Origin of the sequence: Alteromonas sp. PRIM-21 (assembly GCF_027563165.1) — a bacterium.
In the GTDB taxonomy this organism is placed as follows: Bacteria; Pseudomonadota; Gammaproteobacteria; order Enterobacterales; family Alteromonadaceae; genus Alteromonas; species Alteromonas macleodii_A.
Window position 1 is genome coordinate 936153 of record NZ_JADOEK010000001.1, and the last position, 12332, is coordinate 948484.

Consider the following 12332-nt stretch of genomic DNA (forward strand, 5'->3'; position numbering starts at 1 on the left):
TTACTCCTCGAAATAGAGAAACCACTCAATAAGCGTGCCAGTGCATCTGTGTTCGAGCTCTTCGAACTGCTCTTGAACCTCTCCGTTCTCATCTATCTCATAAGTATATTTACCTGAGCCGCTTAACACCAGTAAATGATGTTGACCTAGCACAGATTTTACTAATACTGGGCGTTTAATATCTTCCGAACCTTTCCCTCGTCCTGGCTCATGTGTGCTTGTAACTGATTCCTGCATCGCTGTCTTTATACAGTAGCCGTCTCCATGTACCCATCGATTATCTTTCACTTTAGTAAGTTCATAGACATGTGGGCGGATACTATTAGCTATACCTTTACCGTTATCTACTATGACGGTTGCTAAATATTGCCTATTGCCTTCGCTCCCAACATAAATGTAACTCCACCATGTCGTTTCAGGCTTAGAATTTGCGACGTAAGCATGGTGATTCACATTTATAAGGGATTCTTTAATAGCAACACCGAGGTGGTTGGGCAGTGTATCTCTTTTCGCTAGTGCCCTTATTTTTTGCAAGAACTTAGTTATATCTCTTTGACTACCACATACAAAATTTGAAGACTCCCAAAGCGCATCTAATTTTCCTTTACCACCTTGCATTACTGCTTTTATAAAGCCATTTGTTCTAAGCAACTCTCTTATATTTTTATCAACCGGAAGGTTAACGACTACGTGACTAGGTGATACTTGAAGTTGTCGCTCAGCAACGGCATTAAATAATTTTGTAATTGCGCCAGCAGATATGAAAATTACATCTCGCATTTCCAAGATGACCTGGATTCTGGGGTCTCTTTCTATTTTGTCTAGTTTGGCCAAAAACAAAACTGTTTCGTTAAAATATTCGTCATACAAGCAAATATTTTCAGGAGCATCCAAAGTAACTTGAACTAACCCTGTTTTAGGATTTAACTTCCTTTTATTCTTGAATCCAACGACCATAAACTTTCCTTATCATCCCCCAGTCAGCGTGACCCATCTACCTAGCAACCCACATTGGATTTTTCCCTGCTGATAACATCATTGATGCATATGTGTGGCGACATTGATAGGGGTATCTATACGGTATTTTTAATCTATCAAGTGTAGGTTTTCAGATGTATTTCCTCAGCCCATCGGCGTATTTGTACTCTTTCATTGTTCTTGGGTCAACAAAAACCCTATGAGAATCAAAGAATTTAGTGCCTTTTAAGCCTAGAAGAGCCTTGCAAGCAAAATCATTTAACTCGACAGTTCTTATACTGCCGGCTGTTTCAGGTCTTTCATTTTCTATTCTCTTTATATGGTGGTTTAGTTTCAGTACAGTTATTTACACAAGTCCAAGTCCAAGTCCAAGACGCCTTCGGCTTTTGGGCCCCTCTCCTCAGGGCGGAGGCCCTCCCAACTGCCTTCGGCTACCCCCTGAGACTTCGTCAACAGTCCGTCCTTCCCAAGGGAAGGACGGACTGTCAACTCGTTCAGGGGTGATTCCAAAAGCAGCCATTGTTTGTTTTCGATGGGGTATCTAGCGGAAACAGACAAGATTGTTTTGGGAACATTGTTATCTGCATGTTTAGACAAGCTTTCAGGCTCTATATGCTCATATAGTTCTTTTAACTGCTTTTCATATTCCTTGGCGAAAGGGCGTTCAGATTTGCGAATATTAGTGCCACCCATCATCAATAAGTAGGCTAGCCAATCAGATGCATCAGAGGCTTGTCTTAGCTTGTTCAATTCAATATCGTCGATGGTATGGTTTATTTTTCTAAGCTGCCGCCACAATGAAACAGAAGGTAATCCAAAGAATTGAAACTGCCTGATATTGTAAAGCGAAGCCCATGCAGTAATTTTTGTTGCTGATACTTTTGCATCGTTTCCGTAGGTGTCAGTATCTAGAAATTCACCATCTATGTTTTTACAAATATATTTAGCGATGTACGCTTGTGCAGAGCCTTTATCGCTTGTTATTTTCTCAGCCTTAAAACGATTCTTTGTCGCACCTCGTTCATTTGTATCTTGCTCTAAAGCATACTGGTGGAGTATTTCTGTAACTCTGGCTGACTGATGTGGTGGCATAAATAGCATCAAATGCCAATGTGGTGTTTCATCATGGTGTGGCTCAACAACGCGTATCCCGTAAACTGTGATGTTTTCTCTGTCAAACTGAGCGCGTGCCTTTTGCCATTGCCCGTTAAGGTAATCATTAGCGTCTTTTACCGAGTATGCTTTGTATTTAGGGTTGGCTTTACCTGACGGATAATGAGAATGATACTTGGAGGGTGTAGTAAGCGTGTAAAACCAACTCTAATGCTTTTGCAGTTGTGAGTATTCCTCAGTGCCTTTGATCCTCACCATTAATTCAGCGCGTCTTACTTTTGGGTTCGATACGTTAGAATTGTATACATCAAGCATGGAGACATATTCATCATCTGCGCTGCAAAACCTTTTGTTTTGCATGTATTCTTCTGTTAGCGCTTTTTTCCCACTGGTGTTGTCTGAGTCTTTCGTCGCTGCAATAAGCGCTTGTCGACTGATTTACTAAATCAAGCTGGCGTCTGATTGATTCCATTTTTTGCGTAGCCAGCGTTTTGAATTTGTTAAACCAAAACTTTTCAGTTCTAAACAGTTTGAGGGCTTCCACATGCGTCATATCACATGGAATAGAGAAACCGTATTTTTCTAATTTGTATAAGCAGTAGTCAAAATCTTGTTCAGTAGTTAGGTGAGCGCTATTCCTCAAGCATTGGTTGGCTTTCTGCTTGGCAGAAAGCTTGAGTTCACGAATATCTTTTGAAAGATTCAAGTCAGCTATTTGAAGCTCTTTGCTACGGTTTGAGAGAAACAGGTTTGCTTTAACATAACTTGCTTGTTTTGAAATTTTTACGTATTTGTGCGCAGCGTCATAGGCTATTGAGGGCATTGTACTGAATAATTCAGCACGAAATTTATGACATTCCCGCGTACCTAAACCATAAGTGATTTGTTCGGGAGAAGTGACAGTCTCGCGACATTCAAGTACAGATTCGCGACACTTTACAGCCCTATTAAGACCGTTAGAGACCTGTGGTTGGTTTTGAGTGGTATCGCCAGAGAAGGCGAATTTAAAGGGGTGAAGCGGTCTAGATTGGTCTAGACCGCTTCTGGAATTGGTGGAGCTGGCGGGATTTGAACCCGCGTCCAGAAAATGTCTACCTTTGGTACTACATGCTTAGTTTGTCATTTATTTAACTGCTTGGAACTCCGACAAACAGGATTTCCTTGCAGCTGGCCTAATACTGTTTCGCGGTTCACCCTTAGACAAGGTTCCCTCGCTATCCTACTTGGATGACCTTCCGAATCCCCGCTAGCAGGAAGAGACTAGGGTGGAAGGGCCTATACCGGTTATTAAGCGGCTAGTGCGTAAGTTTCGTCGTTTGCGACTATTTAAATGCGGCTTTTTTAAGAGGCCAACCGCTCCTCTGCATGCACCTCCGGCTTCCTAGATCCTGTCGAATCCTAATCAGCCCCGAGTGTGATTTTCAATAATAGCACAAATGTTACGTCATTAAATGCTTTCTTTTAGAAAACGCTTTAAATTTTAAGGGTTTGGCTATAAAACAACCAAAAATAACGCTTATGTTTTCAAAAGCTTACTATGCGAGCTAAGAAAACAAAGTTACCTTCATAACAGCAAGTATATTATCGACTTAACCTTGATATGTGGCTAGCAACATTAGTTTTCAAGGGCCTGCACTAATATAGAGATAAGAAAGCTTAAAGATAGCTTTCTGTTTTAATTAAGAGAGCTATACGTTTAATAATTTTTTAGAAAATTTTTAAGGAATAAGTACCTATGTAAGGATGCATTTAGCGGCAAGAACTATTAAAGTACGTCAGCATAATTAAAAGGCTTGTAGTGTAAATGTCTTCAGATTCCATATTGTATTCTCCTTATACCCTGCCGTGTGGCGTAACAGCGCGAAACCGTCTTGTTAAAGCCGCAATGGAAGAAAATATGTCGAGCATGGGAAACATTCCCGGTGAGTCTTTATATTCACTTTATCGATACTGGGCCCATGGTAATTTAGGCATGGTAATTACGGGCAACGTTATGGTTGATAAAGCAGCTATGACAGGGCCAGGTGGTGTTGTACTAGAAAAAGATACCGATATTGCGCCGTTTCAAAAGTGGGCCAAGATCATTAAGTCGAATGGCGCATTAGCCATAATGCAAATTAATCACCCCGGTCGCCAAGTATTTAAAGCCATGCAGGGCAAAGCTATCGCGCCTTCTGCTGTACCGCTGGATATGGGTAAACACTCTAAGCTATTTGCCCAGCCCCGAGAGATGACCTGTCAAGACATCCATGATGTATGCAAGCGCTTTGTCGAAACGGCTAAGCAAGCTGAAAAAGCTGGCTTTGACGGCGTTGAGATTCACGCCGCTCACGGCTACCTCCTTACACAGTTTTTATCTCCGCTTACTAATCAGCGCCAAGACGAGTGGGGCGGTTCTATTATTAACCGCGCACGTTTATTGATAAATATAGTCAGCCAGGTTAGAGCGGTTTGCGCTAAAAACTTCATTGTTATGGTAAAGCTGAACTCTGCTGATTTTCAAAAGAACGGATTTTCTTTTGATGATGCTTGTGAAGTAGTAAACCGTTTAGAAGCCTTGGGTGTAGATGTGGTTGAACTGTCTGGCGGTAGTTATGAGGCGCCTGCTATGCAAGGGCAAACACGGGACGATACCACCCTTGCCAGAGAGGCATACTTTCTAGAATTTGCACAGGCCTTGGTGAGTAAAACCGATATTCCACTTATGACCACAGGCGGCATTAAAAGGGCCGAAGTGGCAGAAGAAGTGATAGAGCAGGGTTGTGCTATGGTAGGCTTAGCCAGTGCACTTGCCATTACGCCCGACCTAGCTAAAAAGTGGCAGCAAGAATGGTCTTACTCAGGCATTATTCCACACTGTGGTTGGAAAGATAAGTCGCTAGCAAGCCTTGCGAATATGGCGATGGTGCGACGACAGCTTAGGCGGTTAGGAAATAATCTAACCACGCTAAGAAACCCGTCACCGCTTTGGAGTCTTATTCTTGATATGCTGCATCGAAAGAAGATGACCAAGCGAGATGTGGGCTAACGCCAATGTCCTTTAGATAAGGTTCTTTCAAAAGGCTGCTTTATTAAAACGCAGCCAAAATCACGCTTCTTTTATAGCGTCACAAATAAAAACACAGCGTTAAACGCTGTGTTTCATCATTCTTTCTTTTTGGAGTTGCCAGTCTTTATCTTTCAAAGTGTCGCGCTTGTCGTGAGCGTGCTTACCTTTCGCTAGGTGAATTTCTAGTTTCACCCAACACTTTTTCCAATACATAGACGTTGCCACGATTGAATAACCTTGGCGGTCACGTGCGCCCATCAAGCGGTCTATCTCACGCTTTTTAAGCAACAGTTTGCGCGCGCGTTCAGGCGCAGCAACTACGTGGGTAGATGCCTGATTTAGCGGGCTGATTCTACAACCTACCAAATATGCTTCGGCATTTTGAATAATGATGTACGCGTCGGTAATGTTTACTTTACCGGCACGAATACTTTTAATTTCCCACCCTTGAAGCTCAAGCCCGGCTTCGAACTTGTCTTCTAGGAAATAGTCATGACGCGCCTTTTTGTTCTGCGCGATATTTCCTGAGGTGTTTTTGTTGGCTTTATTCTTTTTCATGCTGGCTATTATACTGATTGTTCAAAGGAATGTCTTTAGTTGTCATTGTTATCTTATATTGGGGCTTTTGGTTCAAAACCGAATACAAGCGATACAAAATTTCTGTGATACAATGCCGCCAAGAGTTTTAATTGTAGTGGGATCAATGCCAAGTATTCATAGAAGCGCGCTTGTAGCTCATAGCGCAGAAGCCATGTTTAACTTAGTCAACGATGTAGCTTCCTACCCTGAGTTTTTGCCAGGCTGTACCGATAGTAAAATCCTCGACACTTCAGCGCAAAGCATGAAAGCATCTTTGCTAGTTGCAAAAGCCGGTATCAAACAGTGGTTTACAACACATAACGTACTAGAGCCAGGTAAAAGTATTCAAATGCAGCTAGTAGACGGGCCGTTTCGTTCGTTAACCGGCGGCTGGACATTTTCAGCGCTCTCTGATGAAGCGTGTAAGATAGAGCTTAATCTTGAATTTGAATTCAGTAATAAGCTAGCAGAAATGGCATTCGGAAAAGTGTTTAACAGTTTGGCTACTAGTATGGTTTCAGCTTTCACCGACAGAGCGCGGAGTGTGTACGCATGAGTAATAAGCTCATCAATATTGAGGTTGCCTACGCATTGCCCACCAAGCAAACCATCATTGATGTTGCTATTCATGAAAATGCGACAGTAGAGGAGGCGATTAATGCGTCAAATGTGCTTGAGCAGTTTCCCGAAATTGACTTGAAAGCCACAAAAGTAGGTATTTGGAGTCGTGTTGTTAAATTGCGAGATACGCTTAACGACGGTGATCGGATAGAAATTTATCGCCCGCTGATAGCTGACCCTAAAGAGATTCGAAAACGTCGTGCTGAAAAAGCCAAAGAAGAGGGAAGGGCAGACAAAATTACTGGCGGAAAAGTAAACCCGCTGAAAGCGAAGTCTTAGTTTCGTACAGTTCGTTTTACCTTTATAACAAATACAAAAATGGCCTTCATATTGAAGGCCATTTTTTTTAGAGAAAACAGAAGCTATTAGCTTTTTTCTGAAATGCTGCCTAGTTCCAAGAAAGGTGAGGCATCAATATCTTCAGCGTCCATCATGCTAGCAATACGCTGAACGGTAGCTACCATTTGGCTTTGCTCCCATTCTTTTAGCTGAGAAAAACGTTCAACAAAGTGCTCTTGAAGCGGACGCGGGGCGTCTACCACTGCTTCTTTTCCGCGTTCGGTTAAGAACACACCCACTTTTCGTTTGTCTTGCGTACTTCTTATGCGCGTAGCTAAGTCTCTAGACTCTAGTCTGTCCAAAATATTGGTGATAGTTGCAGGGCTTAAATTAATATTTTCTGCAATTTCGCGCACCATAATGCCGGGGCGCTCTTCAATATTTTGCATTACTAACAATTGTGGGCCTGTCAAACCCACGTGTTTACTTAGCTGCTTGCTGCGTAGGTCTACGGCGCGAATAACGCGCCGTAGTGCCACTAATAGTTCTTCTTCTTTTCGCATGTTACTTCCAACAAATGCGTAACCACGTGGTTACTTAAGCAAATGAATAAAATGTTGGTGCTTATGGTAATGATCGATTACATCATTAATAACTGAAATTTTCGACCAACCCATAATGTCATAGTTCTGACCACCTTCACTCAGGTGAACCTCGGCGCGATAGTACGTTGCCTTTTTGTTTTCGTCCAGTGTTGGTGTGTCACTTGGACCAAATTCCGGCTGTTCTGTCGGCACTAGGTATACCGCATAAATAAATTCGGGGTCGTTACCCATATCAACGGTTAGAATAAGTGCTTCTTCAGTGTCTTCGATATTTATCTCAAACTGCTGAGACTTAAATTCTTCACCTACTTCGGTGAAAGCTGGCATAACCACTTTATTTACATATCGGCGAACAGCATTTTCATCTGGGAAGGTCACGATGTTTTCTAATCGGTCTTTCCAGTTTTTATCTGAATCGTTATGTAAAGGCGTACCAGCCATTACCTGCAGACTTTCTCGTTTGTAAGACTCAATCCTCAGTGCTTTTAACAAACCGGAAATAGCGATAAGCAGCACGATAGCAAAAGGCAGAGCAGCTGCAATTGTCATTGTTTGGAGTGCACCTAGCCCGCCAGCATAAAGAAGTATTGAACTTACAATACCTACACCAAGCGCCCAGTACACGCGTTGCCACAACGGCGTGTCGTTTTCACCGTGGGAACAAAGCATATCAACGACCATTGCGCCAGAATCACACGAGGTTACAAAGAATATGATTACCATAAGTACAGCAATAAAACTAAGAACTGAAGCAAATGGAAATTGCTCTAAGAATACAAACAACGCAACGGAGGTATCGTCGTTAACCATTTGTGCCAGTACGTCTTTTCCTTGCACCAAAACTTGGTCGATAGCACCGTTACCGAATACGGTCATCCAAAATAGCGTAAACGCAGAAGGGATAAGTAGAACGCCCATAACGAATTCGCGAATAGTTCGGCCGAACGAGATACGCGCTATAAATAGACCTACGAAAGGCGCCCATGCTAACCACCAGCCCCAATAGAAGATGGTCCAGCCACCAATCCAGTCTGTTTTTTCATAGGTGTACAGATTAAAAGTGTTTCGCACTATGTCAGACAAGTATGCGCCAGTGTTTTGCATAAAGGCCTGTAGTAAAAATACCGTTGGACCTAACGACAATACAATTAGCAGCAAAATAATAGCCAGCACCATGTTGGTTTCTGAAAGGCGACGAATACCTTTGTCTAGACCAGTTGTTACCGAAATAACTGCTAGGCCAACCACGCCTGCCATAATAGCAATTTGAACACCGGTATTAGAGGGCAAACCGAACAGGTAGTTAAAGCCCGCATTAACTTGCGATGCGCCAAAACCGAGAGAGGTTGAAATGCCGAATACCGTTGAGGTTACTGCAAATATATCTACCACGTGACCAGGCCAACCGTAAATACGGTCGCCGATAAGTGGGTAGAGTGCAGAACGAAGGGTTAAGGGTAAGTTTTGACGGTAGGCAAAATAACCGAGTATGAGTGCGACCACCGCGTAAATAGCCCACGCGTGTATACCCCAATGGAAGAAGGTCGTTTTCATTGCTTCGCGTACGGCGTCTATACTTTCTGCCTGCGCCGTGGGGGGAGACATAAAGTGCATTAATGGTTCAGCTACACCGAAAAACATTAACCCAATGCCCATACCTGCAGCAAACAGCATACTGAGCCAAGTACCGAAACTAAACTCTGGTGTGGCGTGGTCAGGCCCTAACTTAATTTCGCCATAGCGAGACATTCCTAAATACACCACTGCTAGGACAATGATAGTAACGGTTAGAACGTAAAACCAACTGCCGTTTGAAACAATTACACTTTGCAATTTTTGGAAGACAGAGTCTGCAAGTTCGGGCGTACCCGCAGCGAAGATTAGTAAGCAGATGATTAACGCAGAAGACGTTATAAACACCGGCTTATTGAGTGGAGATTTTTTTTCGTTCTCAATCACGCAGTAATTTCCTTTCACCTTTTATGTCAACTTAGGTTATTACGGCGAAATATACAGCATGGAGCACTTTTAATAAATATCAGATGAAATAATTCGATTTATATGTATTTTAAAATTTCGCTCAGTGTCGCTCGCGTGGGGCCTTCTAAATAACGTCGAAATATTTAACTTTCTGCTATTATTTACTACGTTTTGGTTAAATATTAATCGTTAGTGTAGTAATTAATTATAGTTGTTGTATTGTAATATATGATCTTTTTGATATGTGTAGAAAGTAAACACAGTTCGAAAAATAAAAAAACAACTGAAGGAAACACACACAAATGCGAAAAACTCAGCTTAGCTGTGCCATCATCGCTGCATTGGCATCTACCTCTTTGGCTGCGCAAGAATCAGACGCGCCTGCTAAACTTGAAACCATTGAAGTTACCGCCACCAAAAGAAGTGAATCAATCCAAGATGTACCTGTCGCCGTCTCTGCTTTAGACGGTAAGGCGTTAGAGAACCTTGGTATTGATAACTTTCAAGACTACGTAGAATTCTTACCTAACGTAGTTTTCCAGGGTACAGGGCCTGGGCAAAACGAAATTTATATCCGCGGTGCCGCTACCACGCAATCAAGCATCACACTTTCTTCGGTTCAGGCGCTTCAGCCTTCTGTTGCTTTCTATCTAGATGAAATGCCAGTTTCAATGGCAGGAAGAAACTTGGATATTTTCGCTACTGACGTAGAGCGTGTAGAAGTACTTCCTGGGCCGCAAGGTACACTATTCGGTGCAAGTTCACAGGCAGGTACCGTTCGACTAATTACAAACAAGCCTGATCACTCGGGTTTTGCTGCAGGCTTTGATACCAGTATCTCTACCACCAAAGGCGGTGATATGAGCAACACAGTTGAAGCCTACTTTAACGTGACGCCAACTGACAATTTAGCCTTGCGCGTAGCGGCATACAACGATAGCCAAGGCGGTTGGATCGACAACATTGAAAACGATCCTAGCAATGGTGGCTACATTGGAAGTGCAGTCGTAATAGACCGCATTTCTGACAATGCGCTTCAGAAGAAAGGTATTGACCCTGCTGACATGGATGCGCGTCGCGAAATCAATGGCTTCGCTCGCAGTGAAGCAGCTGTCGTTACGCCTAGAAACAGTGAACACGTTGAAGATAACTTTAACGATGCGGTTTACTCTGGCGCTCGTTTTGGCTTGTCATACATTATTGATGACAATTGGGATGTAGTTGTTCAGCATACCGAGCAAACACTAGATACCGAAGGTGTATTTGCTTACGATCCAACGGTTGAAGATGAAAGTTCAGCGATTCGCTTCCAAAGCGATGAAAACTCTGATGAGTTTGGTTTAACCACATGGACCTTAAATGGCCGTCTTGAAAAACTAGACGTGGTTTATACCGGTGGTTACCTAGACCGTGAAATAGACACGCTAACTGACTACACGGGTTATACAAACGGTGGTTTGTTCTCAGCATATTATGTGTGTACACACTATGAAACGCCAGATAATCCAGACGATGCACGTTGTCTTGACCCAACTAAATACTATAAAGAAGACACAACAAGTACTCGCTTAACTCACGAGCTACGCTTTAGCACAACGATGGACACACCATGGCAGCTAACCGCTGGTGTGTTTTATGACGAGCAAGAAGTGGGTTCAATAGGCCAGTTTAAAATTGCCAGCCCTGAAATCTTCGAGAACCTAGCTAGCTCATGGAATGCTTTAGCGGGTGATCGCGGTATTAACAGTGACGGTGGCCCTTTCTCACCTGAAATTAGCTTTGTAAACGATGTAACACATACAATCGAGCAAATCGCGGTGTTTGGTCAGCTAGGTTATGAAATTACTGACACGGTAACCGCTACTTTTGGTGCCCGCTGGTATCAAATTGACGACATTTACCGCGGCGCTACGTCAACTCGTGACGTAACAAGCCGTTTAGAAGCCTACGGTCAAGGTGTATTAGACCCAGCTGTTTACGATGGTTTAGGTTTAGACGGCCAGGGCGTTGTGGATGCTATTCAAGACGGTTCACTTGATATCAGCCTATTAGGCGATGACGGCGTATTAACGGTAGATGACACTATCTTTAAATTCGGCCTAGACTGGAAGGTAAACGAAAACGTATTGTTATTCGCGAACTATTCAGAAGGTTTCCGCCCACCGGTAACTAACCGTTTAGGTGGTGACGCAGCAGCAAATGATACAGGCGCCTTTGCTGACTTTCGTGTTCCGGTTTATTCAACAACAGATACTTTGGACAACTACGAGATTGGTCTAAAAGGTGACTTCTTAGACGGTATATTGCGTGTTAATGCGACTGGTTATTACTCAGAAATTACTGATTTACAAACGTCACGTTTTGACCCAGCTAATATTAGCTTCCTAGTATTTACCGACAATGTAGGTGATGCGGAAGTTAAAGGTATTGATGCCGACATCTCATGGCTTGCTACCGATAACCTAGTGATTAATGCAGCGTTTAGTGTTTTAGATACTGAGCTTGTTAGTATTAACCCTGAGCTTGAAGGTATTGCTGCTGGTGTGGGAAGTGAACTGCCATACTCAGCTGACTTCTCGGGTAATATTAGCGCGCGCTATTTCTTCGAGTTGGAAGGTGGTAAAGAAGGTTTTGTGAACGCATCACTGACTTATACCGGCGACCGTCTTGCTGGCATGGTTATGAATGCCTACGCTATGGAAGACGCCACACGCCTAATCTACGGCACGGGCTCTGGTCTAAAAATCAAAGACGAGGGCGAGGTATTTAACGGTGCAACTTATCCAGGTGCTGACGGCGAAGTTATTCGTGGTGGACGCTACATTCAGGAAAGTTACGTTATAGGTAATGTGTCTGTAGGTATGTCGTACGAGAGCTGGAAAATTGAAGCATTCATCGATAATGTTTTCGACAAGTCGGCGATTTTGAACATCGACACGCAACAGTACACGCCTAAAGTCGTGACAAACCGTCCACGTACCATCGGCTTACGCTTCTCTTACGACTATTATTAATAGTTATCAGTGGTTAATGTAACGTTAACTACGCAATAGCGTTATCAAACGGCAGACATAAGTCTGCCGTTTTCATTACTAAAGCTAAAAATTTCGGTAGTATCTATATTTAGT

9 protein-coding genes, 1 other RNA gene and 1 pseudogene are annotated in these 12332 nt (G+C 43.0%); 4 read left to right on the top strand and 7 right to left on the bottom strand.

Going from position 1 to position 12332, the window contains the following annotated elements; all coding sequences use genetic code 11:
• The 4 genes and pseudogenes from IW644_RS03995 to ssrA form a co-directional block, all read right to left on the bottom strand.
• On the bottom strand, positions 1 to 957 hold the full coding sequence (locus IW644_RS03995) for a hypothetical protein (RefSeq protein WP_269916496.1): 957 nt from the start codon (positions 955 to 957) through the stop codon (positions 1 to 3).
• A gap of 363 nt (positions 958 to 1320) precedes the next feature.
• Positions 1321 to 2451, bottom strand: a pseudogene (locus IW644_RS04000) (replication endonuclease).
• Complete coding sequence (locus tag IW644_RS04005; RefSeq protein ID WP_269916497.1) at positions 2420 to 2914, bottom strand: hypothetical protein; 495 nt, start codon at positions 2912 to 2914, stop codon at positions 2420 to 2422. The pseudogene IW644_RS04000 and the gene IW644_RS04005 overlap by 32 nt, the downstream one beginning before the upstream one ends.
• Before the next feature lie 227 nt (positions 2915 to 3141).
• Positions 3142 to 3501: a transfer-messenger RNA gene (gene ssrA, locus IW644_RS04010) on the bottom strand.
• Positions 3502 to 3895: 394 nt separating this feature from the next.
• Between ssrA and IW644_RS04015 the strand changes: the two genes are divergently transcribed.
• Entirely contained in the window at positions 3896 to 5119 is a 1224-nt protein-coding gene (locus IW644_RS04015; protein ID WP_269916498.1) for an NADH:flavin oxidoreductase/NADH oxidase family protein, read from the top strand.
• Positions 5120 to 5218: 99 nt separating this feature from the next.
• On the opposite strand, the gene smpB is transcribed toward IW644_RS04015, so the two are convergent.
• Positions 5219 to 5698, bottom strand: coding sequence for an SsrA-binding protein SmpB (gene smpB / locus IW644_RS04020; RefSeq protein ID WP_269916499.1), 480 nt, complete (start codon positions 5696 to 5698; stop codon positions 5219 to 5221).
• 145 nt (positions 5699 to 5843) lie between these two features.
• Here smpB and IW644_RS04025 point away from each other — a divergent pair, with 145 nt between their 5' ends.
• Complete coding sequence (locus tag IW644_RS04025) at positions 5844 to 6275, top strand: type II toxin-antitoxin system RatA family toxin (RefSeq protein WP_179983284.1); 432 nt, start codon at positions 5844 to 5846, stop codon at positions 6273 to 6275.
• Positions 6272 to 6619 carry an RnfH family protein gene (locus tag IW644_RS04030; protein WP_179983285.1) on the top strand — a complete coding sequence of 116 codons (348 nt, stop codon included), beginning with the start codon at positions 6272 to 6274 and terminating at the stop codon, positions 6617 to 6619. Before IW644_RS04025 ends, IW644_RS04030 begins: the two co-directional genes overlap by 4 nt.
• A gap of 86 nt (positions 6620 to 6705) precedes the next feature.
• Here the strand turns inward: IW644_RS04030 and IW644_RS04035 are convergent, their stop codons facing one another.
• Both IW644_RS04035 and IW644_RS04040 read right to left on the bottom strand, forming a co-directional pair.
• Positions 6706 to 7182, bottom strand: a complete 477-nt coding sequence (locus IW644_RS04035) for a MarR family winged helix-turn-helix transcriptional regulator (protein ID WP_012518305.1) — start codon at positions 7180 to 7182, stop codon at positions 6706 to 6708.
• A 30-nt stretch (positions 7183 to 7212) separates the two neighbouring features.
• Positions 7213 to 9183 (bottom strand): BCCT family transporter, encoded by a 1971-nt coding sequence (locus IW644_RS04040; protein ID WP_269916500.1) that lies wholly within the window; start codon positions 9181 to 9183, stop codon positions 7213 to 7215.
• A 323-nt stretch (positions 9184 to 9506) separates the two neighbouring features.
• Here IW644_RS04040 and IW644_RS04045 point away from each other — a divergent pair, with 323 nt between their 5' ends.
• Positions 9507 to 12218, top strand: a complete 2712-nt coding sequence (locus IW644_RS04045) for a TonB-dependent receptor (protein WP_269916501.1) — start codon at positions 9507 to 9509, stop codon at positions 12216 to 12218.
• The last annotated feature ends 114 nt before the right edge of the window (positions 12219 to 12332 follow it).